Origin of the sequence: Viridibacterium curvum (assembly GCF_039544165.1) — a bacterium.
Lineage (GTDB): Bacteria > Pseudomonadota > Gammaproteobacteria > Burkholderiales > Rhodocyclaceae > Viridibacterium > Viridibacterium curvum.
The window spans coordinates 270162-291803 of the sequence record NZ_BAABLD010000005.1 but is presented as its reverse complement, the minus strand read 5'-3'; the positions used below and the strand labels follow the sequence as shown (position 1 = coordinate 291803).

22 protein-coding genes are annotated in these 21642 nt (G+C 62.4%); 5 read left to right on the top strand and 17 right to left on the bottom strand.

What is annotated here, in order from left to right; all coding sequences use genetic code 11:
- Positions 1 to 172: 172 nt before the first annotated feature.
- Positions 173 to 1261 (top strand): GGDEF domain-containing protein, encoded by a 1089-nt coding sequence (locus tag ABEA02_RS05485; RefSeq protein WP_345531855.1) that lies wholly within the window; start codon positions 173 to 175, stop codon positions 1259 to 1261.
- A gap of 66 nt (positions 1262 to 1327) precedes the next feature.
- On the opposite strand, the gene ABEA02_RS05480 is transcribed toward ABEA02_RS05485, so the two are convergent.
- From ABEA02_RS05480 to ABEA02_RS05470, 3 genes are read right to left on the bottom strand one after another with little or no spacing between them, the layout of a single operon-like run.
- On the bottom strand, positions 1328 to 2164 hold the full coding sequence (locus ABEA02_RS05480; protein ID WP_345531854.1) for a peptidylprolyl isomerase: 837 nt from the start codon (positions 2162 to 2164) through the stop codon (positions 1328 to 1330).
- A gap of 34 nt (positions 2165 to 2198) precedes the next feature.
- Entirely contained in the window at positions 2199 to 2900 is a 702-nt protein-coding gene (locus tag ABEA02_RS05475; RefSeq protein WP_345531853.1) for a hypothetical protein, read from the bottom strand.
- Positions 2897 to 4864, bottom strand: a complete 1968-nt coding sequence (locus ABEA02_RS05470; RefSeq protein ID WP_345531852.1) for a DNA topoisomerase IV subunit B — start codon at positions 4862 to 4864, stop codon at positions 2897 to 2899. The genes ABEA02_RS05475 and ABEA02_RS05470 overlap by 4 nt, the downstream gene beginning before the upstream one ends.
- 95 nt (positions 4865 to 4959) lie before the next feature.
- Here ABEA02_RS05470 and ABEA02_RS05465 point away from each other — a divergent pair, with 95 nt between their 5' ends.
- Positions 4960 to 6063 (top strand): HD-GYP domain-containing protein, encoded by a 1104-nt coding sequence (locus ABEA02_RS05465; RefSeq protein WP_345531851.1) that lies wholly within the window; start codon positions 4960 to 4962, stop codon positions 6061 to 6063.
- Here the strand turns inward: ABEA02_RS05465 and dnaQ are convergent.
- From dnaQ to ABEA02_RS05440, 5 genes are all read right to left on the bottom strand, one after another.
- Entirely contained in the window at positions 6060 to 6767 is a 708-nt protein-coding gene (gene dnaQ, locus ABEA02_RS05460) for a DNA polymerase III subunit epsilon (protein ID WP_345531850.1), read from the bottom strand. The two genes, ABEA02_RS05465 and dnaQ, sit on opposite strands and share 4 nt — an antisense overlap.
- Positions 6767 to 7552, bottom strand: coding sequence for a triose-phosphate isomerase (gene tpiA / locus ABEA02_RS05455; RefSeq protein ID WP_345531849.1), 786 nt, complete (start codon positions 7550 to 7552; stop codon positions 6767 to 6769). Before tpiA ends, dnaQ begins: the two co-directional genes overlap by 1 nt.
- 90 nt (positions 7553 to 7642) lie before the next feature.
- Complete coding sequence (gene radA / locus ABEA02_RS05450; RefSeq protein ID WP_345531848.1) at positions 7643 to 9010, bottom strand: DNA repair protein RadA; 1368 nt, start codon at positions 9008 to 9010, stop codon at positions 7643 to 7645.
- Positions 9010 to 10083, bottom strand: a complete 1074-nt coding sequence (gene alr, locus ABEA02_RS05445; RefSeq protein WP_345531847.1) for an alanine racemase — start codon at positions 10081 to 10083, stop codon at positions 9010 to 9012. Before alr ends, radA begins: the two co-directional genes overlap by 1 nt.
- 4 nt (positions 10084 to 10087) lie before the next feature.
- Positions 10088 to 11035 carry a LysR family transcriptional regulator gene (locus tag ABEA02_RS05440; protein WP_345531846.1) on the bottom strand — a complete coding sequence of 316 codons (948 nt, stop codon included), beginning with the start codon at positions 11033 to 11035 and terminating at the stop codon, positions 10088 to 10090.
- 272 nt (positions 11036 to 11307) lie between these two features.
- Here ABEA02_RS05440 and lplT point away from each other — a divergent pair, with 272 nt between their 5' ends.
- The gene (gene lplT, locus ABEA02_RS05435; RefSeq protein ID WP_345531845.1) at positions 11308 to 12624 is read left to right on the top strand and encodes a lysophospholipid transporter LplT; all 1317 of its coding nucleotides are present in this window, start codon (positions 11308 to 11310) and stop codon (positions 12622 to 12624) included.
- A gap of 48 nt (positions 12625 to 12672) precedes the next feature.
- Here the strand turns inward: lplT and ABEA02_RS05430 are convergent, their stop codons facing one another.
- Genes ABEA02_RS05430 through tsaB form a run of 3 tightly spaced genes read right to left on the bottom strand, consistent with a single transcriptional unit; the run spans position 12673 to position 14578 of the window.
- On the bottom strand, positions 12673 to 13437 hold the full coding sequence (locus ABEA02_RS05430) for a uracil-DNA glycosylase (RefSeq protein ID WP_345531844.1): 765 nt from the start codon (positions 13435 to 13437) through the stop codon (positions 12673 to 12675).
- Positions 13434 to 13880, bottom strand: a complete 447-nt coding sequence (gene rimI / locus ABEA02_RS05425; RefSeq protein WP_345531843.1) for a ribosomal protein S18-alanine N-acetyltransferase — start codon at positions 13878 to 13880, stop codon at positions 13434 to 13436. The genes ABEA02_RS05430 and rimI overlap by 4 nt, the downstream gene beginning before the upstream one ends.
- Complete coding sequence (gene tsaB / locus ABEA02_RS05420) at positions 13880 to 14578, bottom strand: tRNA (adenosine(37)-N6)-threonylcarbamoyltransferase complex dimerization subunit type 1 TsaB (RefSeq protein WP_345531842.1); 699 nt, start codon at positions 14576 to 14578, stop codon at positions 13880 to 13882. Before tsaB ends, rimI begins: the two co-directional genes overlap by 1 nt.
- 86 nt (positions 14579 to 14664) lie before the next feature.
- Between tsaB and ABEA02_RS05415 the strand changes: the two genes are divergently transcribed.
- The gene (locus ABEA02_RS05415; protein WP_345531841.1) at positions 14665 to 15024 is read left to right on the top strand and encodes a DUF1304 domain-containing protein; all 360 of its coding nucleotides are present in this window, start codon (positions 14665 to 14667) and stop codon (positions 15022 to 15024) included.
- Between the two features lie 142 nt (positions 15025 to 15166).
- Positions 15167 to 15871, top strand: a complete 705-nt coding sequence (locus tag ABEA02_RS05410; protein WP_345531840.1) for a polysaccharide deacetylase family protein — start codon at positions 15167 to 15169, stop codon at positions 15869 to 15871.
- A gap of 10 nt (positions 15872 to 15881) precedes the next feature.
- On the opposite strand, the gene ABEA02_RS05405 is transcribed toward ABEA02_RS05410, so the two are convergent.
- The 6 genes from ABEA02_RS05405 to ppsA form a co-directional block, all read right to left on the bottom strand.
- Positions 15882 to 16418, bottom strand: coding sequence for a hypothetical protein (locus ABEA02_RS05405; RefSeq protein WP_345531839.1), 537 nt, complete (start codon positions 16416 to 16418; stop codon positions 15882 to 15884).
- 128 nt (positions 16419 to 16546) lie between these two features.
- The gene (locus ABEA02_RS05400) at positions 16547 to 17011 is read right to left on the bottom strand and encodes an NfeD family protein (RefSeq protein WP_345531838.1); all 465 of its coding nucleotides are present in this window, start codon (positions 17009 to 17011) and stop codon (positions 16547 to 16549) included.
- Positions 17008 to 17427, bottom strand: coding sequence for a bactofilin family protein (locus ABEA02_RS05395; RefSeq protein WP_345531837.1), 420 nt, complete (start codon positions 17425 to 17427; stop codon positions 17008 to 17010). The genes ABEA02_RS05400 and ABEA02_RS05395 overlap by 4 nt, the downstream gene beginning before the upstream one ends.
- A gap of 51 nt (positions 17428 to 17478) precedes the next feature.
- Positions 17479 to 17913 (bottom strand): hypothetical protein, encoded by a 435-nt coding sequence (locus ABEA02_RS05390; RefSeq protein WP_345531836.1) that lies wholly within the window; start codon positions 17911 to 17913, stop codon positions 17479 to 17481.
- The gene (locus ABEA02_RS05385; RefSeq protein WP_345531835.1) at positions 17891 to 18862 is read right to left on the bottom strand and encodes a M23 family metallopeptidase; all 972 of its coding nucleotides are present in this window, start codon (positions 18860 to 18862) and stop codon (positions 17891 to 17893) included. The genes ABEA02_RS05390 and ABEA02_RS05385 overlap by 23 nt, the downstream gene beginning before the upstream one ends.
- 268 nt (positions 18863 to 19130) lie before the next feature.
- Positions 19131 to 21500: a phosphoenolpyruvate synthase gene (ppsA, locus tag ABEA02_RS05380; protein WP_345531834.1), complete on the bottom strand. Its 2370-nt coding sequence runs from the start codon at positions 21498 to 21500 to the stop codon at positions 19131 to 19133.
- Positions 21501 to 21642: the final 142 nt, after the last annotated feature.

Genomic DNA, 21642 nt, shown 5'->3' with positions numbered 1-21642 from the left:
CCCGCCAAGGCCCGCGCAATGCGGGCCTTGGCCATTTGGCGGCGGAGAGTGTTCGACTGCCGGACTCCCCTCGCACATTGCCTCAAGCTTTTGTTACAAAGCGCCGTTAGAGCTGACTATGCCCTGACCCGACATCCCCGTCTGACGCCACATTCCGACCCGTTCGCCGTCAATGAGATCCGAAACCGCCCTGCTACAACTGCTGAAAAAGCTGCAGTCCCTGGAAGCATCGCGTGACCGTCAACAAATCGCCGAGTCGGTCGTCGTGGCCGCGCTTGAGATTCTCGACGCACATTCGGCTCTGCTGCATTCGGTGCGCCCTTCGCCGGAAGGCATGCTGACGATTCCCTGCGCCTGGGCAGTACGCGGCGGCATCTCCTCGATTACCGACATGGACAGCCTCGACAGCGAGAAGAACCAGCTGTCGGCCGATCCACTGCTAGAAGTCTGCGCCGCCACCCCTGACGGCATCGCCGCCGATGACGAAGGTGGCACCATGCGCCTGGCCATCGCCATCCGCCAGCACAACACCACCGTCGGGATTTTCGACGTGCAATGCGCACAGGAGCCCAGCGAACCGCTACTCGACTGCGTGCGCGAACTGTTCAGCATCTATGCAGAACACCTCGTACTGCTCGACTACGCCGAGCTCGACACCCTGACGCGTCTCTGCAACCGCAAGACCTTTGACGAGAACTTCGACCGTTTCATCGCGATTGCCGAAGAGGCCCAACGCCGCAACAGCGAGCAGCCGATCGGCCCCGACACGCTCGCACCCAAGTTCTGCTGGCTGGGCGTGGTGGACATCGACAAGTTCAAGCGCATCAACGACAACTTCGGCCACCTGTTCGGCGATGAAGTATTGATTCGCGTCGCTGACGTCATGAAGAAGAGTTTCCGTGGCAGCGACAAGCTGTTCCGCTTCGGCGGTGAAGAGTTCGTCGTGCTGCTGCGCCACGTGTCTGCCTACCACGCGCACATGGTCTTCGACCGTTTCCGCCAGGCCGTGGCCGACCACGAGTTTCCGCAAGTCGGCAAGGTCACCTGTTCGCTCGGTTACGTGCAGATCGACCCGTCCCTGACGCCAGCCGAGATGCTCAGCCGTGCCGATGAGGCACTGTATTTCTGCAAGGAAAACGGCCGCAACCAGATTGCGCGCTACGAAATCCTGATCCAGAAAGGCTTGATTGCCGCCCCCGTGACGCCTGCCGCAATCACCAACGAAGACCTGCAAGCCGACATCGATGCACTGTTCGACTGAGGCAAGGCAAGAACTCAAATAAAAAGGCCGCAACTGCGGCCTTTCTGGTGTGCGGTAAAGCGACGCTTACTGGATTTTTGCCTTCTGCAGCAGCGCAGCGACTTCCTTGTCCAGCGCAGCCTGGATGATCTCGTCGCGGATTTCCTTGCGGTAGGCCTCCAGGCTGCCCACGACAACAGGACGTACGCCTTCGACGCGGATGACGTGGTAACCCGCTTCTGTCTTGATTGGCTCGCGCGTGCTCTGGCCCGGCTTCAGTTCGCGCACGGCAGCGGCGAATGAGGGCGGGAAGCCTTCGGCCTTGCTCCAGCCGAGATCACCGCCCTGATCCTTGCTGCCCAGATCCTGCGATTCAGAGGCCAATGATTCAAAGCGGGTACCACCAGCGAGCTTGCCGATGATGGCGCGGGCCTCGGCTTCGCCAGCGACCTGGATGTGGCGGATGTGATATTCGGTACCGCCACGCTTGGCGACGATTTCCTTGTAGCGCGCCTGGATGGCGGGCTCAGCGACCTTGTACTTGCTGCCAAAGTCCTGGATGAAGGTTTCGGCGAGCATCGCCTGCGTATTGAAGCCCAGGGCGATGTCGATCTGATCCTTGGGTACCTTGGCTTGCGCCAACTGCTGTTTGATGTTGGCGAGTTCGGCCTGGTAAGCCGGCGTCTTGTCGAGCTTGAGGGCCACGGCGCGCTGTGCCATCACTTCACGCCGCACCAGCTCGGTTTTCACGGAATCACGGAAACCGGCCTCCTCCGGCTTGCCCTGCACGCCGTTGTCGATCACCAACTGGTCTACGAGCGCCTTGGGAATGCCCTTGCCATTGACCGTTGCCACCATCTCGGTTGCCGCGTTAGCGGACAGGGTCGACAGCAGCAATGCCGCACTCATCACAAGCTTTTTCATCGGGAATTTCACAAGACTCTCCTAAGGAATGACGCTAGGGCGCCGCACCACGCGCGGGCCGCAAGGAAAAGCGGGACAGACGGGCCGCCGCAGCGAACACCAGCAAGTCCAGCATGCAATAGAAGGCGCCAGCCGCAAGGGGCGGGTTGAGCGTACTCCAGCCCAACACGGGCACAGTCGGTCGCCAGGACCAGTTACCAACGCGTGTCGCGAAAACTTCCATGACCAACGCCAGCACGAACATCCAGCTGTAGAAGCGCGTCGACGACACGCGCCACAATCGACCCAGCACGCAGGCCAGCACGAAAAGCCCCCACAGGGCGAGGCTCAGCGCGTCGATGCCGCTGATGAGCAAGCCAACCGACGCGATACCGCTGAGCACGGGAACGGCATCCAGCAGCCTGCCGGGTACACGCGAAGCGGTCTGCATGCCGAACCAGAACAGCAGCACATGACCTGGCGGCACGAACAGGGGAATGTTGTGCAGTCGGTAGTCGTAAAGACCCCAGACGAGAGACAGGAAGACCTCGCCCAGCGTGGCGATGACGAGACACAGACACAATGCGATGCGTCGCTCCGCCGACTCCAGCCCCAGCAAAGCGGCAAAGACCGCCCACACCATCGCGCTCACGACAGGCTGCCCCCAGCCAGCAAAGTGCTGATCGACAGCGGCGCCGCCGGCAATCAGCGCCGGAATCAGCCACAGCAAAGCACGACGCGCCGTAGCGTGACTCAAAGATCCGCCTCGACGAGGTTGCCCTTGGCTTCCATCCAGGCGCGGCGGCCCGAAGCCTCACCCTTGCCCATCAGCAGGTCGAACAGCTTCGCCGCCTCGGTCACGCCCTCCAGTGTCACCGGCAGCACGCGACGCGTGGCCGGGTCCATGGCGGTCTCCTTCAATTGCGCGGGCAACATCTCACCGAGGCCCTTGAAGCGGCCAGTCTCCATCTGCTCTTCGCGATAGCCTTCCTTGGCCAGGCGGTCGCGGATCGACATCAGCTCACCATCGTCAAGCGCGTAGAAACGCCGCGCCGGGCGCTTCTTGCCTTGCGCCGGCACATCGACGCGGTATAGCGGCGGCAGCGCGATCCACAGATGTCCGGCTTCGATCAGACGCGGGAAGTGGCGCAGGAACAAGGTCAGCAACAGGGTCTGGATGTGCGAACCGTCGACGTCCGCATCGGCCATGATGATGACCTTGCCGTAGCGCAGGTTGGCGAGCACGGCGTCTGACGCCTCGGGTGGATGCGGATCAACACCAAGGGCCACCGAGATGTCGTGGATTTCGGCATTGGCGAACAGGCGATTGGCGTCGATTTCCCAGGAGTTCTGCACCTTGCCGCGCAGCGGCAGTATGGCCTGCGTCTCGCGGTTGCGCGCCAGCTTGGCCGAGCCACCGGCAGAGTCGCCTTCGACGAGGTAGAGCTCGTTCTCGGTGATGCTCTCGCTCTCGCAGTCCGACAGCTTGCCGGGCAGCACGGCGACGCCGCTGCTCTTCTTCTTCTCGACCTTCTGCGCATCCTTGAGGCGCGACTGCGCCTGCTTGATGGCCATGTCGGCAATGGCCTTGCCGAACTCGACGTTCTGGTTGAGCCAGGCTTCGAAGGGATGCATCAGCATCGACGAGACCAGCTTGACGGCCTCGCGCGAGTTGAGCTTCTCCTTCACCTGCCCCTGGAACTGCGGGTCGAGCAAGCGCGCCGAAAGCACGAAGCTCATCTTGCCGCACACGTCGTCCTGCTGGATCTTGACGCCCTTGGGCAGAAGGCCGTGATGCTCGATGAAGCTCTTGACGGCCTCGAACACGCCGGCGCGCAGGCCGGATTCGTGCGTGCCCCCGGCAACAGTGGGAATCAGGTTCACATAGCTTTCAGAGAGCTGCACGCCATCGAACCAGCCAAAGCACCAGGCTGCGCCCTCGCCCGGCGCGAAGTCCTCGTCCTGCCCGGCATAGGCCTCACCCTTGTAGAGCGGTGCGACAGCCTCGGCGCCGGCCGTCATCTCGCTCAGGTAGCCCGAGAGACCATCGGCGTACTTCCATTCCTGGCGCGCGAAGCTGCCATCGGGCTGCTCCACGTCCAGCATCACCTGCACGCCCGGCAGCAGCACGGCCTTGGAGCGCAGCAGGCGCTCGATTTCGTTCATCGGCACCTTGGGTGAGTCGAAATACCGGCCATCCGGCCACACGCGCACCCGCGTGCCTGTTGCCTTGCCGGCACTGCCCGCCTCGACCAGCGGGCCGATCTCGCGACCACCGTTGGCAAAGTAGATCTGGTGCACCTTGCCCTCGCGGCGCACCTCGACCTCGACACGCGTCGACAAGGCGGTCGTCACCGCCACACCCACGCCATGCAGGCCGCCCGAGAAAGCGTAGGCCGAATTGCCACTCTTCTTGTCGAACTTGCCGCCTGCGTGCAGCACGGTATAGGCGAGCACGACCACCGGCAGGCCTTCAACGGGATGCAGACCCACCGGGATGCCGCGCCCGTCGTCGGTCACCGCCACCGAACCGTCACGGAACACCGCCACGTGGATGTTTTTCGCGAAGCCCGCCAGCGCTTCGTCGGCCGCGTTATCGATGACCTCCTGCACCATGTGGCAGGGTGAATCGGTGCGGGTGTACATGCCGGGGCGCTCGCGCACCGGCTCCAGGCCTTTGAGAACGCGGAAAGAGGATTCGTCGTACTGTTTTTGCGCCATGTCTGCTGCGTCGGGGGTATTCAAGCCAGCGCGCATTGTTCCACAGTTCCCTGCCTCAAGTTGCGGTGCGGGATGGGCGTTAACAGGCTATGGAAATGCGCCAGCCCGTAGAGGCCAATCAACTCGAACTTGGCAAACCCTTGCCGTGGGATGTCTACGACACCCAAAACAACCTGCTGCTGAGGAAGGGCTACGTCATCACGCGCGAATCCCAGCTGCAAGTGCTGGCGGCACGCGGCATCTTTGTTGATTCGCCGTTCCTGCGCGGGAGCAACACTGCACGCCGGATCGAGCCCAGCAGTTACGACGCGTTCCGCGTGTGGGATTACATCCTCGACGAGCTGGACGCCCTGCTTCGCAATGTGCGCGTCGAACCCGACTTCCAGCGCCAGCTGCTCGGCCTCGCGCGCCTCGTGCAGCAGCTCGCCGAACGCAGCCCGGACGGCGCGCTCGCCGCCATGATCCTCACCGACCAGCGGCGATATCCGATCATCCACAGCCTGCATACGGCCGTGCTCTGCGAACTGGTTGCCCGCCGACTCGAATGGCAAGCGGAGCGCCGCACCAGCCTGGCATGTGCCGCCATGACCATGAATCTGGCCATGGTCGAGCTGCAGCAGTTGCTGTGCTCGCAGCGTCGCGCGCCGTCGCCGGAGCAACGACGCGAGATCCAGCGCCACCCGTCCCTGGGCGAAGAAATGTTGCGTGGGGCAGGCATCACCGACGAAACCTGGCTTGCCGCTGTGCGCGACCATCACGAACGTGTCGGCGGCGGTGGCTATCCCTTCGGCATCACGGCGCCGGGTGAAGAAGCGCGCCTGATCCAGACCGCCGACATCTTCTCGGCCAAGGTCAGCCCGCGTGCGGCACGCGCCCCGGTGACATCGGCCGAAGCCGCACGCTCGCTGTTCATCGACTCGGGCAACGAGCCTAACGTCTTCGCGGCAGCACTGGTCAAGGAAATCGGCATCTTCCCGCCCGGTACCTGCGTGGCACTGGCCAATGGCGAGACAGGCATCGTGCACAGCCGCGGCAAGCTCGCTAACGCACCGATGGTTATCAGCCTCGCCAGCTCGACGGGACTCTCCTACGGCCAGCCCTTGCGCCGCGACACGTCGAACAAGGAATTCGAGATCCGCGCCGTGGTGCCACGCGACAAGATGCGTTTCCGCATCCGTCCCGAACAGCTCTGGCGCTAAACCGTACCTTCAGCTGGTGCGGGAGGCAGCCACATGCACTTCGCTTTCTTCGCGATGTCCTGCAGCACCTTGTCGTGCTCGGCCAGTTCGGCCTCACTGGCGCGCAGCACGCGCAGCGGCGGACGCTCCACCGGCTTGCCATCCGCGCTGTGTGCCGGGCCGTCGGCATCCAGCCCCATGGTCAGGGTCTCCTGACCACGCGTCATGGCGAGATAGACCTCGGCCAGCAGTTCCGCATCAAGCAAGGCGCCGTGCAGCGTGCGGTGCGAATTGTTGATGGCGTAGCGCTCGCACAAGGCATCGAGCGAGGCCTTCTTGCCCGGCCACATCTCCTTGGCCATGCGCACCGTGTCGATCACGCTGGGGCACAGCTTGTTGAGCGGTGTCAGATCCAGCCGCTCCAGCTCCATGTTGAGGAAGCCGACGTCAAAGCTGGCGTTGTGGATGATCAGTTCAGCGCCACTGACATAGTCCACGAACTCGGCTGCAAGGCTCGCGAACAACGGCTTGTCGGCAAGGAAGTCGTCGGACAGACCGTGAATGCGCTCCGAATCCCCGACCAGTCGCTCCGGGTTCAGGTAGACGTGGTAGTTGCGCCCGGTGAGCTTGCGGTTGGCAAGCTCCACACAGCCGATTTCGACGACCCGGTCACCGGTCCGCCAATCGAGGCCGGTGGTTTCCGTATCGAGGACAACCTGGCGCATCAGGCGCCCTTGGCGAGACGCGTCTTGGTCACCTCGACCAGCGCCTTGTAGATTGCGACGAATTCACTGGCGTTGAGTGCGGCCGAGCCGATCAGGCCACCATCGACGTCAGGCATGGACAGCAGGCTGGCGGCGTTGCTGGCTTTGACGCTGCCGCCGTAGAGAATGGTCAGGCGCTTGGCGAATTCGGCGTCACGCTGACCGATGCGCGCACGCAGAAAGGCGTGCTCGGCCTGCACGATCTCGGGCGTCGCAGCGATGCCGGTACCGATGGCCCAGCGCGGCTCGTATGCCACGATGATGTTGTCGTGCGCGGTGCGGATGTAGCCAAAAGCGGCGTCGAGCTGGCGACCCAGCACCTCATGTGTGCGGCCGGCATCGCGCTCTTCTGCGGTCTCGCCGACACACAGGATGGGGATCAGGCCGGCATCGATGGCAGCCAGCGCCTTGCGGCCCATGAGGCCATCGTTCTCGCCCTGGTAGGAACGGCGCTCCGAGTGCCCGATGATGACGAAGCCACAGCCGAGTTCCTTGAGCATCAGCGGCGACGTCTCGCCCGTGTAGGCGCCACGCAGGTGGTCCGAAGCATTCTGGGCGCCGATCTGGATGCCTGTGCCTTCCACCAGACCTTGCATCTGCGCGAGATATGGAAATGCAGGACACAGGACCATGTCGACTTCCGGCGCCAGCTCCCCTGTGCCGCTACGGATTGCGTTGAAGAGTTCGGCGTTGGCCTTGAGGTTGCCGTGCATCTTCCAGTTGCCGACGAGCCAGTGCTTTTTCATGCTTGTACCTTGGTGATTTCGGTTGAATGCCGGGAATTCCGTGTCGGGGCGCATTCTAGCCTTTCGGCCGTCACTCCCCCGTTGTGTATTTCACCGATCCCGCCACTCCCGCAGACAGGCCAAGGCCTGCTCAATGCGGTCCACAGCGCGGACTTCCATGCCGGGAATGGCTTGCTTGGGGGCGTTGGCGGTCGGGATGAGGGCCAGTTCGAAGCCCAGCTTGGCCGCTTCGCGCAGGCGTTCCTGTCCGCGCGGTGCGGGTCGGATCTCGCCGGCCAGGCCGATTTCACCAAAGATCACGAGCTTTTTCGGCAAGGGCCGGCTGGTCAACGAAGAGACAATGGCCAGGCAGACTGCCAGGTCAGCCGCCGGCTCGCTGATCTTGACGCCGCCGACGGCGTTGATGAACACATCCTGATCCGAGCAAACAATACCCGCATGGCGGTGCAGCACCGCCAGCAACATGGCCAGCCGGTTCTGCTCAAGGCCCACCGAGAGACGGCGCGGGTTGCCGTGCGAGCTATCGACGAGGGCCTGGATTTCGACCAGCAGGGGGCGTGTGCCTTCCTGCGTCACCAGCACACAGCTGCCGGGGACGGGATCAGCGTGTTGCGAGAGGAAGAGTGCCGACGGGTTGCTGACGCCGCGTAACCCCTTGTCGGTCATGGCGAACACACCCAGCTCGTTGACGGCGCCGAAGCGGTTCTTGAAAGCGCGCACAAGGCGGAAGCTCGAATGCGTATCGCCTTCGAAATACAACACCGTGTCGACGATGTGCTCCAGCACTCGCGGGCCAGCCAGCGCACCGTCCTTGGTGACGTGGCCGACCAGCACGATGCAGGTGCCGGTCGATTTGGCCTGCCGCGTGAGCTGCGCGGCGCATTCGCGCACCTGAGCCACCGAGCCGGGGGCGCTTTGCAGCGCTTCGGAGTACAAGGTCTGGATGGAATCGATGACGGCCACAGCTGGCTTGGTGTCGCGCAGGGTGGCGAGAATCTTTTCGAGCGAGATTTCGGGCAGCAGCGGCAGCTCGCCACAATCGAGCTGCAGACGCCGCGCGCGCAAGGCCACCTGTTCGGCCGATTCTTCGCCACTGACATACAACACAGACTGCCTGGCAATGATGCTGGCCAGCGCTTGCAACAGCAGGGTCGATTTGCCGATACCGGGGTCACCACCGATCAGCACCACCATGCCCGGCACGAAGCCGCCGCCCAACACACGGTCCAGTTCGTCCACACCGGTCGGCGTGCGCGGCGATTCACGCGGGTCTATCTCGGCGAGCTTCTGCAGCTTGCCGCTGCCCGCCGCCAGCGATGCGAAACGGCCCGTACCGGGCGCCTCGGCAATCGCCTCTACCAATGTGTTCCACTGCCCGCAGCCCGGGCACTGCCCCTGCCACTTGGGGCTCTGTGCGCCGCATTCAGTGCAGCTGTAGACCGTCTTGGCTTTGGCCATCAATGCCCCGCTTGCACGACCGGCACACGCGGCGCCAGCGCACAGAACAATTCGTAACTGACCGTGCCGGCCGAAGTCGCCACATCGTCAGCCGGCAAACCTTCGCCCCACAGCACGACGGGTGTGCCGACGCTGGCTTGCGGCAAGTGCTCGAGGTCGGCGACCAGCATGTCCATCGAGACGCGCCCCACAGTGCGCGTGAGTTGTCCATCAACCAGCACTGGCGTGCCACTCGGTGCGTGACGTGGGTAACCGTCGGCATAACCGCAGGCGACGATGCCGATACGCATGGGTTTATCGGCGCGAAACAGACTGCCGTAACCCACGGTGTCGCCCGCAACCAGCGTCTGCGTCGCAATAATGCGACTCTGCAGGGTCATGACAGGGCGCAAGCCAATGGACTCGGCACTCAGCGCTGCCGGCATCGGCGAACCACCGTACAACATGATGCCTGGCCGAACCCAATTGCCATGCGTCTGCGGGAAGCGCAACAACGCGGCGGAGTTGCTGCAGCTGAACGGCATGCCAGCCGGCAACTGGGCAGTGAAGCGCGTCCATTGGGCGTCGATTCCCTCACCATCGGCGTCGGAAAAATGTGTCATCAACGTGATCTGCGCCAGCTTGCCGCTTTGCTGCAGGCGCACCAGCAAACCCGGGCACTGCTCCGCTGGAAAGCCAAGCCGGTTCATGCCGGTATTCAGCTTGAGGCAGGCCGACAGCGGCGCCGGTAGAGGTGTCGCTTCGAGCATGCGCAGTTGCGACTCGTCGTGCAGTACGACGTCCAGATCCAGACGCGCCGCTTCAAGCAACCCTTCCACATCAAAGAAGCCTTCAAGCAGCAGGATCGGCTGTGTGAAACCGGCTTCGCGCAGGATGCGCGCTTCGGCCAGGTCCAGTAGCGCAAACCCGTCAGCCACATCGCGCACGGCTTCGGCACAGCGCAAGACGCCGTGTCCGTAGGCATTCGCCTTCACGACGCACCAGGCGCGCGACTGCGGCGCACGCGCCTTGGCCAGCAGATAGTTGTGACGGAACGCCGCAGGATCGATGCGCGCCAGGATGGGACGGGACATGCTGTCAGAGGTGGGTCTGGCCGGGAACGCCCTCACCCGATTGCTCGGCGGTGCGGGCGTACTCGGCGAGATGCTCGACCACGAATTCCGCAAATGTCGAGTGCAGACGTGCGCGGAAGCGGTCCTTGGGCACGATCACGTTCAGCGAGGAATACAGTTTCGGCTCAAGCGAAACGCCCACCAGCGCCCCGTCGCGCAGATCACGAGCAAGCGACATGCGCGACACGATGGCAAAACCCATGCCCTCGCGTACCAGATGCTTGATGGTCGCCAGACTGCCCAGCTCGGCCGTGCGCTCCAGTGACTCGGGCGGCACGCCACCGTCGCGGAAGAACTGCTCGGACAGGGCGCGGATGGCGGCTCCCGGATCGCGGTCGACGAAGGGATAGGGCTGCAGGTCTGCTGGCGTCAGCGACGCGGCCTTGCTCAGAGGATGGCCCGGCGGCACACCGACCAGCAATTCGTCGCGATAAGCCTGGGTGCATTCCAGATCCGGGTCGGTCGAATCCCGTTCGACCAGACCGACGTCCAGATCATGTGCAGCAACGCGGTTCTGGATGCTTTCGGAGTTGCCGACGAACAGGCGCGGCACGACACGCGGATACTTGCGCTTGAAAGCTGCCAGCAAGGCCGGCAACCAATAAGCGGCGATAGTGGCGCTGGAGCCGATGGTCAGCACGCCCGTGAGCTCGTCCGTGAGCTCGTTGATGCGCGTTTCCATCTCGTCCGACAGGCCGAGGATGCGCTCTGCGTAAGCGAAGACGATTTCACCCGCCGGCGTCAGGGAAACCTTGCCATGCCCGCGATCGAGCAAACGGGTGTTGAACTGTTCTTCCAGCTGTTTGACCTGGAAGGTCACCGCTGGCTGGGTCATGAACAGGTTTTCTGCTGCCCGGGTGAAAGATCCGTGGCGTGCCACGGCATGAAAAACCTGCAATCGACGATCGGCCATGATGCTGCCTCGCAACATAAACAACACTTATCCCGAATTGCAACACAAACAGCGATGCAATGAAAGCTGAGATACCCCTACGAACACGTTCGCGCCGACTATCGTTATGCCGGCCTGCTGGCCGGACACATGGTTTTGACAACTATGAACGGGAGCCCGGCAACGGCCCTGTGGTATAAACCCGCCACACCCGAGCAGGCACACCTTGCCGGGGCAAGGACAAAGGCGAGGCTGCGAGCCCCGCCCCGCGCGGAGAGGGACGAAGGTCTGGGATGGGCATTGGTTTCTATGTAGTGATGGCAGCGCAGTTCTTCTCTGCGCTGGCAGACAACGCGCTGCTCATCTGTGCGATTGCCCTGCTGCAGCAGCTGAAGGCGCCGCCGGAATACGCGCCGTTGCTCAAGACCTCGTTCACGCTGTCCTACGTGGTGCTCGCCGCCTTTGTCGGCGCCTTCGCCGACTCGATGCCCAAATGGCGCGTCATGTTCATCAGCAACAGCATCAAGATCGTCGGTTGCGGTCTGATGCTGTTCGAAGTCCATCCCCTGCTCGCCTACGCAGTCGTCGGCCTTGGTGCCGCGGCGTACTCACCGGCCAAGTACGGCATCCTCACCGAGATGCTGCCCCCCTCCAAACTGGTCACTGCCAACGGCTGGATCGAAGGCCTCACGGTCGGCGCGATCATTCTCGGCTCCCTGCTGGGCGGGCTGCTGATCCTGCCTGCCTTCGGCAACTGGGTGCTGGCCTTTGACCTGCCCGTCATTCACAACAAGGAACAGGTGGCCCTGCTGACGGTCGGTCTGCTCTACGTTGTCGCTGCCGTCCTCAATCGCTACGTGCCGGACACGGGCGTTGCCAGCAAACCGCTCAAGAACAACCCGCTCTATCTGGTCAAGGAATTCGGCCATTGTGTCAGCCTGTTGTGGCGTGACCGCCTCGGCCAGATCTCGCTGGCCGTCACCACCTTGTTCTGGGGTGCCGGCGCAACCATCCAGTTCATCGTCATCGACTGGGCGGACCAGAAACTCGGCCTCGGTCTCTCGCAATCGACGCAGCTGCAAGGTGTTGTCGCTGTGGGTGTCGCTATCGGCGCCATCGTGGCAGCGCGCATGCTGAGCCTGCGCCAGACGATGAAGGTCATTCCCATCGGTATCGCCATGGGCCTGATCGTGCCGCTCATGGTGTTGATGCCTTACATGCCGCAAATTCAGCTGCACGAACCCATCAAGATTGCCGGCATGGCCCTGCAGATGGACGTGCGCATGCTGTGCATCATGATCCTGATGGTGCTGGTGGGTGGTTTGTCCGGCTTCTTCGTTGTGCCGATGAATGCCTTGCTGCAGCATCGTGGTCACGTACTGATGGGCGCAGGCCACTCCATCGCCGTACAGAACTTCAACGAGAACCTCAGCATCCTGATGATGACCTGGCTCTACTCGGTGCTGGTTGGCAGCGGGCTATCGGTCAACGTGGTGATCGTGCTGTTCGGCTTCTTCGTCGCAGGCTGCATGTACCTCGTCAAACTGCGCCATCTGCGCAACCAGGCCGAGCACGACGACCTCGCGCTGCTCGAAGAGCACAAACACTGAGCCGTACACGAGCGGAGCAGCAAGCGCTGCTCAGTGACTCTCAGTGACTTACTCCGCCTTGTCGAACGCAGCCACGAGATCCGTCGCGCGGCACAGGTCTTCCCATGCCTTGGCCTTGTCCTGCGGTGTGCGCAGCAGGTAAGCGGGGTGATAGGTCACCAGAACGGGTAGCTCTCCGTAGCGATGGGTGCGCCCGCGTGCTGCGCTGATGCTGATCTCCTGCCCGAGCAAGGTCTGTGCGGCCGGGCGTCCCAGTGCGATCAGCAAGTGCGGCTGCACCATGCGGATCTGGCGCTCCAGGAAGGGACGACAGGCGAGGATTTCTTCTTCGGTCGGCGTACGGTTGCCTGGCGGACGGCACTTCACCGAATTGGCAATGTAGACGCCCTTGCCACGCGTCAGCCCGACCGAGCCCAGCATCGCATCGAGCAGTTTGCCCGCCTGGCCCACGAAGGGTTCGCCGCGCTCATCTTCCTCTGCGCCAGGCCCCTCACCCACCAGCATCCAGCTCGCCTGCGTGTCACCGACGCCAAGCACAGCCTGCTTGCGCGTTTCGCACAGCTTGCAGGCACGACACTCCGCCACTTCGCGCGCCAGCGCAGCCCAGTCGTCTGCAGCATCTGCTGCTTCATGACGACGCGCCACAACCGGCATCGGTGCAACGGCAGTCTCGGAAGCGGATTCGATCTGCGCGACGGGTAGCAGATCAGGCAGGGCCTGCTGCGGCGCCAACGCCTCTTCCGCAGGCACGGTCTGACGTAAGCGCCAGACCGGCTTGATGCCCATTTCAGCCAGAATCTGTGTACGACTCATGAAAGCTCCCGGCGCATGACAATCGCGTCTTCCCGGCCCTCTGTCGTCGGGTAGTACGCCTTGCGCTGACCGATTTCGACGAAGGCCTGCCGCTCATACAGCGGCCGTGCCAGCACATTGCTACGCCGCACTTCGAGAAACATCTGCGTGGCCCCCGCCAGTTTCGCACGGGCGAACAGGTGCTGCAGCAGCGCCGTACCGAGACCACGCCGCTGATAATCCGTCGAAACGCTGATCTTCAGCAGATGCGCCTCGTCGAGCACCATCATCATCACCGCAAACCCTTGCACCGGCTGCCCGGCCTCGCTGATCACCCAGCTGCTGTAGCCGGCGTCCATGCCTTCGATGTAATGCTTCTGACGCCAGGGAAAGGCGTCGGTCTGTATGTCGATCGCGACCACGCGATCGATGTCTTCATGCTGCAACGGACGAATCGCGACCATCAGGCACGTCCGCCTTGGGCAAGACGTTCTGCCGTAGTCAACGCCACGCGATTGCGGACGTACTCCGGCGCTGCCAGCGCGGCGTCCAGCCAGCAATCCGGACGCGCAGCAGCCAGACGCGCCACATCTTCAGCCAGCGGCGTAGCCTGCACACCAGGAAAGCTGACCTGGTGCGCAAGTGCCTGCGGCCAGAGTCCAGCGTAGGCCGCGAAAGCCGTACCCAAACCTGTCCAACCATCGCTCTCCGGCAACGGAGCTTCGGCGGGCGGCACGCACACCACCTCACCGTCCGCCACAAGGCGGCCATCCACCACAAGGAATCGACCGATGTAGGCCTCGTTCATGCGGGCATCCATGGCGCAGTACAGGCGCGATCCAGCACGCGCTGCCGGCAGGGCCAACGCCTCCAGAGAGCTGATTGCCGCGACCGGACGGTCCACGCCCAGTGCCAGGCCCTGTGCCACACCACAGGCCAGTCGAACCCCTGTGAAGGCACCCGGACCGCGACCAAAGGCAATCACGTCAAGCGACGCCAGGCCCAGCTGGGCGTCGGCCATCAGAAGGTGGATGCCAGGCAGTACATTGCCGGAATGCGCAGCACCGGTTCCCGGTAGCGCGCGGCTGATCAGTTCATTCCCGTACAGCAAGGCCACGGAGGCGCACTCGCTCGAAGTCTCGATGGCCAATATCGTCGTCATTTCAGGATTGTAACGGCGCTGCTGCGTCAGACGGGCAGTATCATGCCCGTCGCAGAACTTGCCCACACCTTGCCAGGAAGCCACCGATGTCAATCGCCGCTGCTGTCGTCATCACACTGATCGCCCTCTTGCACATCTGGATTCTGGTGCTGGAAATGTTCCTGTGGGAAAAGCCCATCGGACTGCGCACCTTCCGCCAGAAACCCGAAGATGCCCGCACCTCGCGCGTGCTGGCGGCCAATCAAGGTCTCTACAACGGTTTTCTGGCAGCAGGCCTGTTCTGGAGCGTCTGGCTGGGTGATGCAGGGCGGGAACCTGCGCGCTTCTTCATGCTCTGTGTTCTGGTCGCCGGCATCTACGGCGCCTGGAGCACGGGCAAACCCCGTATTTTCTGGTTCCAGGGACTGCCAGCCCTGATCGGGCTGATACTTCTTCAGCTTTCCTGATCAGGCAGAATCACACCCCTCCCTTCAACATTACCAGCACTCCAGCTGCTGTTTTTTCGCGTCTCCGATGTCTCCCAATCCGTCCGCTTTTCAATACCCCCTGCTCATTCAACTCTCGCTTTGGGTACACGTCGGCGCGGCCGTGCTGACGCTGCTAAAGCCGTCATTGTGGCAATGGACATTGGGCAGCCTGATCGTCGACCACCTGGTCATCACTGCCGCCACGCTATGGCCTCGCAGCGGATGGCTGGGTCCCAATCTGCTGCGCCTGCCAGACCCCCAGCAGCGCGTTGCGATCACCATCGATGATGGGCCCGACCCTGCAGTCACTCCCAAGGTGCTGGACATACTTGATCAGCATGGCGTGAAGGCCAGCTTCTTCTGTGTAGGCGAGAAGGTCCGCCGGCATCCCGGGCTGGCGAGGGAAATCCTCGCACGCGGCCATACGCTCGAAAACCACACCACCCACCATCCGCACAGCTTCTCGGTCATGGGGCCAAACAGCATCAGCAAGGAGGTAGTGGGTACGCAGGAGATCATCCACAACACCACAGGCTTCACCCCGCGATATTTTCGCGCACCAGCTGGACTACGCAACGCATTCCTCAATCGCATCCTGTTCCAGAACGGGCTCAAGCAGGCCAGCTGGACACGACGCGGTTTCGACACCGTAGAGACCAATCCGGACAAGGTACTGGCGCGCTTGACGCACAAGCTCGCTGCGGGCGACATCCTGCTGCTGCATGATGGCAACGCTGCCGGCAGAACACCCATCATTCTGGAAGTGCTGCCGCGACTGCTGGAACGCATCGCCCAAAAGGGCTTGCGCGCCTCGGCCCTGCCCTGAGGCAGAAGGCTTAGCGCGCGTTGAGGATGTCGGCGAGGTTCTTGCCCGACACCTTGACAACCGCGTGCACCGTGCCGGCGTCATCGACCTTGTCAGGCTCGACGGACACCGTGCCACTATCCAGCGCCAATTGCAGGCGCTGTTTGGCCAGATCATTGCCAGCCGGCACCAGGGCTTCGTTGAGCCCCACGATCTGATACTTGCGCCCTTGATGGAAGAAAGTGTGACCATCGACGGCGTAGGCCCGATCAGGAATCGTACGGGCACGCAGTTCCGGCTGCGAAGATTCGCCGGGTGTGACTGCACCACCCTGCAACGGGCCCGTCGGCTCCTTGGTGCAACGACGCACGTTCCGGTAGCCCTTGCCCGATTTGACACGCACGGTCTGGCAATCGCTACCGCCCGATGTGGCGCGCGCCTTGCTGGCAGGTGCCGGTTTGCTTGTCGTAGCGCGCTTTGCCGGCGCCTTTTTGGGTGAAGCCTTTGCTGCTGCGGCTGATTTGCCTGTCTGCTTCCTGGGTTGGGCTTCGGCTTGCATGGAGCCCATCGGAAGCGCCAGCAGCAACGCCAGCATCAGACAGCGGCGCAACGTCAGGCGATTGGTTTGGCGAGGCGAGACAAAGCGGCTCAACAACAATCCCTCAATACGTATTCAGATTATCCGGGGCCGACAACTCAGGCCGGCATGACGCGCAGTCTACGACCTTCGCGCCCTACGGCTGCAACGACCTTGACCTTGGTGTTCGCGTCGATGCGCACGCTGGATTCGCAATCCCAGACCTCTTCACCGAGGATAGGGCGATTGAAGCGCACGCTGCTGTTCATCCCCGGTGCCACGACACGCACCAGTGTACCGGTGTAACCCAAGGTGGCTTCGGCGCGCCCCTCGCGCGAACTGTCGTTGTCACGGAGCAGCTTGAACCAGAGCACGAGCAGGATGCCAGCCACCACCATCCAGATCACCAGCTTGACAATCAGGGTCAGCTTGACGAAGACCGATACGATGCCAACCACGGCAGCGCCCACCCCGATCCATACAAGGATACCGCCGGGCATGAAGATCTCGCCCAGCACCAGCACCACTCCGAGGGCGAGCCAGTACCAGGTGGAGATTTCGACGGCGGAGAGTTTTCCGATCATGCCGTGGCAAGGTTGCCAGCGGGCAACTCGACGACGTTGCTGCCATCAGCATCGCCCAGCTTGCTGAGCTTGCCATCGACAGAAGCCCCTGCATCCATGCGCAGGGAACGGTAGGTGATACTGCCCGTCACACGAGCGTTGGCTTGCAGTTCGACGAAGTGTTCGACTTCCAGGTCACCGACGATCACGCCATTGATAACCGCGTCGTGGCTACGCACATTGCCGGTAATGCTGCCACGGTCGCTGAGCACGAGCAGGCTGCGGCTGCCCGGCTTGCCGAGCACATCGCCGCGCACGTGACCGTCGATATGCAGGCCATCCATGAAGCTCAGGTTACCCACGATTTCGACGTTGCTGGCGATCAGGCTCGACAGCGTCGAGGTATCAATGGAAGGCTCTTTCTTTCTACCGAACATCCGGGCTCTCCGAACGAGGTGATACGGATAGTAGTACGTGACGCTTCGGCGTCAGCGCACCGCGGGCGCCAGCGTCTGGCTGGCTGATTCGGGGGCTACGCCCCCTTGCGCCGTCGGCGTGCCACGCACGCGCTGATGGTTCTTGAAGAAGCTCAACTCTTGCTCGGTCTGCTTGAGCTTCTGTGTGAGTGTATCAACCTGCTTCACAAGTTCCTCGCGGGTCGCAACTTCCTGTTGCAATTTCATCTCGCTGAGACGCTGTGCCTGCTGCAGGTTGCCAACTTCGAGACGCAGGTGGTCACGTTCCTCCAGCACCTGCGCTTCAGGCGTTCCAGCACGCATGGCCATCGCGACACCGGCTGCCCCAAGTAACAGCAGCGCCCCCAACCACCACCAGAGCGGCTGACGATGACGCGGGATGGTAAGAACGTAGCGCGCGCTGCCCAGCCGCCGCGTGACGGGATCAACGTTTCGACGCGACGGCATTCTTGTTCACCGCATTGAGATACTGCAGGGGGTCAACATAACGCCCTGCATGCAGGATTTCGAAATGCAGGTGAGCGCCAGTGGATCGACCTGTCGAGCCTACCTCGGCGATTTTCTGACCGGGCGCCACGACATCACCCACCTTGACCAGCAAGCGCGAGGCATGCGCGTAGCGACTGATCAGCCCATTGCCATGATCGAGCTCGATCACGTTACCGAGCTCGTTGTGCCAACCGGCAAAACGCACCTTGCCGCCGCCAGCCGACATGATGTCGGTGCCGTACTTGGCGGAAAAATCGAGTCCCGGATGGAAAGCCACCGCGCCAGTGATCGGATCGACACGATTGCCAAAAGGCGAGCCCAGATCCACATCGGGAATAGGCACCTGCTTGGGCAGTGACATATAGGCAAGGGTGCGGGTTTCGGCCGTCTTCTCGATAGCCTGCAGCACGCTCTGCAAACAGGCCAGCGTACCTTCGGCCCGCTTGACACCATCACGCGCCGAAGTCTGCATGGCGTCGGGAACGCTGACGCTGTCGCAAACCGGCGCCATTACCGGACCGCCCGAGCCATCCTTGCTGGCATTGAGAACCGGCTTGGGCGTCAGCGCCGGTGCAGCGCCAGACTTCTCGAGCTTGGTGAAGGCCCCCTGCACCTGTTCGATACCGCTTAGTTTGCGAAGCAAGCCGCTGGCGTTGTTTTCGAGTGCCAGAAGGCGGGCTGACATTTCACCCAGACGCTGCATGGCATAGCCCTCGCGCAGCGGGTCCGGCTCGGCAGCTGCCTGCAGATCTGCAACGCTGTTACGGCCGACAATCAGACCTGCGGCAAACCCGGCAACGCCTGCGACAAAGCACAGAACGATCGAGGCGACGACGACCTCGCGCAGGGTCACAGCGCGCACGCCCGCCTTGGCGATGGTTCGATTGGACAATAGAAGCAGTGCCACACGCTCCTCCTCGTTTATCGCGCCCCAACGCCCTGTGACCAAGGCATCTCATTTGCGGGGCTAGTCGTTTAGCTGGGCCCGCGACCGAAAGTCGCGGCTTGCGTCGTCGTGCTACCGACCAGCCGATCCAGCTTGGGCGGCAAGTCTAGCATGACTGCCCGAACGGGCAGCGCAGGTATATCAGGGTAAGTCCGGGGCGTATTCCGCGGTCCGACATGCGGGGCACAAACGCCCCTGAGGGCTACAAGAAGGGCTTCGTTGCCGCTCGTCAGCCCGATGCGTGGGCTGCCAGCTTGAGCCAGGTATCAACCACCGTGTCGGGGTTGAGGGAAATCGTCTGGATGCCTTCGTCCATCAGCCATTCGGCGAAATCGGCGTGATCTGACGGACCTTGGCCGCAGATGCCGACATATTTCCCGAGCTTGTTCGCCGAACCGATCGCCATGGAAAGAAGTTGTTTGACTGCGGGGTCGCGCTCATCGAAAGCATGGGCAACGAGACCAGAGTCGCGATCCAGCCCGAGCGTGAGCTGGGTCAGATCGTTGGAGCCTATCGAGAAGCCATCAAAACATTCGAGAAATTTATCGGCCAGCAAGGCGTTGGAGGGAATCTCGCACATCATCACCAGTTTTAGATCGTTCTCGCCGCGCCGCAGGCCATGGTCGGCCAGCAGATCGACGACACCCCGCGCCTCTTCGAGGTTGCGCACGAAGGGCACCATCAGCTGCACGTTGGTCAGCCCCATCACATTGCGGACCTGCTTCATCGCCAGGCACTCCAGCTCGAAGCAGTCGCGGAAGCTGTGGGCGATGTAACGCGAAGCGCCACGGAAACCCAGCATGGGGTTTTCTTCCTCCGGCTCGTAGATGTCGCCGCCCAAAAGTTTGCGGTATTCGTTGGACTTGAAGTCCGACAGGCGCACGATCACCGGTTTGGGCCAGAACGCCGCCGCAATGGTCGCCACGCCCTCGGCGAGACGCTCGATGAAGAACTGACGTGGCGTCGCGTAACCACGCGACCGCCTCTCGATCTCTTCTCGCAGACTTGCGGTGGCCTGGTTCACCTCAAGAATCGCCTTGGGGTGAATGCCAATCATGTTGTTGATGACGAACTCAAGCCGCGCGAGCCCGACACCGCCATTGGGAATCTGCGAGAACTCGAAGGCGAGCTCAGGGTTGCCCACGTTCATCATGATCTTGACCGGGATGTCGGGCATCTGGCCCATGTCGGTCGTGATGACTTCGTATTCGAGACGGCCGCGGTAGACGTGTCCCGTATCGCCTTCGGCACAAGAGACGGTGACGCTCTCCCCTTCTTCCAGCACTTCGGTCGCATCACCACATCCCACGATGGCCGGAACACCGAGTTCGCGCGCAATGATTGCCGCGTGGCAAGTCCGCCCGCCACGATTGGTGACGATCGCCGAAGCGCGCTTCATGACCGGCTCCCAGTTTGGGTCCGTCATGTCGGCAACCAGCACATCCCCTTCCTGCACGCGCCCCATCTCGGAGGCGTCCTTGATGATGCGTACGGCGCCTTGTCCGATCTTCTGGCCGATTGCACGACCCGAGACCAGCACACGACCATGATGCTTGAGGCGATACTTTTCCATGACCAGCGTCGAGGCCTGCGACTGCACGGTCTCCGGACGCGCCTGCAGGATGTAGAGCTTGCCGTCGTTGCCGTCCTTGCCCCACTCGATGTCCATCGGACGCTCATAGTGCTTCTCGATGATGCGGGCGTAGCGGCCCAGTTCCAGCACTTCCTTGTCGGTCAGAGAAAAACGGTTGCGATCCGCCTCGGCAACGTCCTGCACAAGGGTCGACTTGCCCGCTTCGCGCTTGTCGGCAAAGACCATCTTGATCATCTTGGAGCCCAGGCTGCGACGGATCACAGCCGGGTTGCCCGCATCCAGCATGGGCTTGTGCACGTAAAACTCGTCCGGGTTCACTGCGCCCTGCACCACTGTTTCACCGAGTCCATAGGACGAGGTGATGAACACGACGTCCTTGAAGCCCGATTCGGTATCCAGCGTAAACATCACGCCGGCCGCGCCAAGGTCCGATCGCACCATGCGCTGCACGCCAGCTGACAGCGCGACCTCGGCATGACGGAAGCCCTTGTGCTCGCGATAGGAAATCGCGCGGTCGTTGTACAGCGAGGCAAACACTTCACGCATCGCGTGCAGGATGTTTTCGTAACCAGAGATATTGAGAAAGGTTTCCTGCTGACCCGCAAACGACGCGTCCGGTAGATCTTCTGCCGTTGCAGAGGAACGCACGGCAAAGCTGCCCTCACCCTCCGCCACCAGGCGTTCGTAGTGCGTCTTGATGTCGGCTTCGAGCTTCGCCGGCAGGGGCGTTTCCATGATCCACTGACGGATCTGCGCGCCTGTCCTTGCAAGTGCCTCTACGTCATCGATGTTCAGCGTTTCGAGCGCCGCATGAATACGCGCTGCAAGACCATCGGTGGCAAGAAACTCGCGGTACGCAAATGCCGTCGTCGCAAAACCACCCGGCACTCGCACACCCGCAGCGGCAAGCTGGCTGATCATCTCGCCGAGCGAGGCATTCTTGCCTCCCACCTCCTCAACATCCGTCATGCGCAGGGATTCGAACGGGATGACGTACGCACTCATCGGGGCACCTCTATGAGGAAGAGAGAATGTGATCTATTGACGCAAACACTTGCGTCAAGCAGCTTTGGGCAGCATTCTATCGACGCGATTTTGTGCGCCGCATCAGAGCTTACCCCAACCGTTGTGATGGGCATCACGCGGC

Excerpts from the sequence above, each read along its gene's own strand:
- ABEA02_RS05485 (WP_345531855.1), top strand. The coding sequence starts at position 173 with ATGAGATCCGAAACCGCCCTGCTACAACTGCTGAAAAAGCTGCAGTCC.
- ABEA02_RS05480 (WP_345531854.1), bottom strand. The coding sequence starts at position 2,164 with ATGAAAAAGCTTGTGATGAGTGCGGCATTGCTGCTGTCGACCCTGTCC.
- ABEA02_RS05470 (WP_345531852.1), bottom strand. The coding sequence starts at position 4,864 with ATGGCGCAAAAACAGTACGACGAATCCTCTTTCCGCGTTCTCAAAGGC.
- ABEA02_RS05465 (WP_345531851.1), top strand. The coding sequence starts at position 4,960 with ATGCGCCAGCCCGTAGAGGCCAATCAACTCGAACTTGGCAAACCCTTG.
- dnaQ (WP_345531850.1), bottom strand. The coding sequence starts at position 6,767 with ATGCGCCAGGTTGTCCTCGATACGGAAACCACCGGCCTCGATTGGCGG.
- tpiA (WP_345531849.1), bottom strand. The coding sequence starts at position 7,552 with ATGAAAAAGCACTGGCTCGTCGGCAACTGGAAGATGCACGGCAACCTC.
- radA (WP_345531848.1), bottom strand. The coding sequence starts at position 9,010 with ATGGCCAAAGCCAAGACGGTCTACAGCTGCACTGAATGCGGCGCACAG.
- alr (WP_345531847.1), bottom strand. The coding sequence starts at position 10,083 with ATGTCCCGTCCCATCCTGGCGCGCATCGATCCTGCGGCGTTCCGTCAC.
- ABEA02_RS05440 (WP_345531846.1), bottom strand. The coding sequence starts at position 11,035 with ATGGCCGATCGTCGATTGCAGGTTTTTCATGCCGTGGCACGCCACGGA.
- lplT (WP_345531845.1), top strand. The coding sequence starts at position 11,308 with ATGGGCATTGGTTTCTATGTAGTGATGGCAGCGCAGTTCTTCTCTGCG.
- ABEA02_RS05430 (WP_345531844.1), bottom strand. The coding sequence starts at position 13,437 with ATGAGTCGTACACAGATTCTGGCTGAAATGGGCATCAAGCCGGTCTGG.
- rimI (WP_345531843.1), bottom strand. The coding sequence starts at position 13,880 with ATGGTCGCGATTCGTCCGTTGCAGCATGAAGACATCGATCGCGTGGTC.
- tsaB (WP_345531842.1), bottom strand. The coding sequence starts at position 14,578 with ATGACGACGATATTGGCCATCGAGACTTCGAGCGAGTGCGCCTCCGTG.
- ABEA02_RS05415 (WP_345531841.1), top strand. The coding sequence starts at position 14,665 with ATGTCAATCGCCGCTGCTGTCGTCATCACACTGATCGCCCTCTTGCAC.
- ABEA02_RS05405 (WP_345531839.1), bottom strand. The coding sequence starts at position 16,418 with ATGGGCTCCATGCAAGCCGAAGCCCAACCCAGGAAGCAGACAGGCAAA.
- ABEA02_RS05400 (WP_345531838.1), bottom strand. The coding sequence starts at position 17,011 with ATGATCGGAAAACTCTCCGCCGTCGAAATCTCCACCTGGTACTGGCTC.
- ABEA02_RS05395 (WP_345531837.1), bottom strand. The coding sequence starts at position 17,427 with ATGTTCGGTAGAAAGAAAGAGCCTTCCATTGATACCTCGACGCTGTCG.
- ABEA02_RS05390 (WP_345531836.1), bottom strand. The coding sequence starts at position 17,913 with ATGCCGTCGCGTCGAAACGTTGATCCCGTCACGCGGCGGCTGGGCAGC.
- ppsA (WP_345531834.1), bottom strand. The coding sequence starts at position 21,500 with ATGAGTGCGTACGTCATCCCGTTCGAATCCCTGCGCATGACGGATGTT.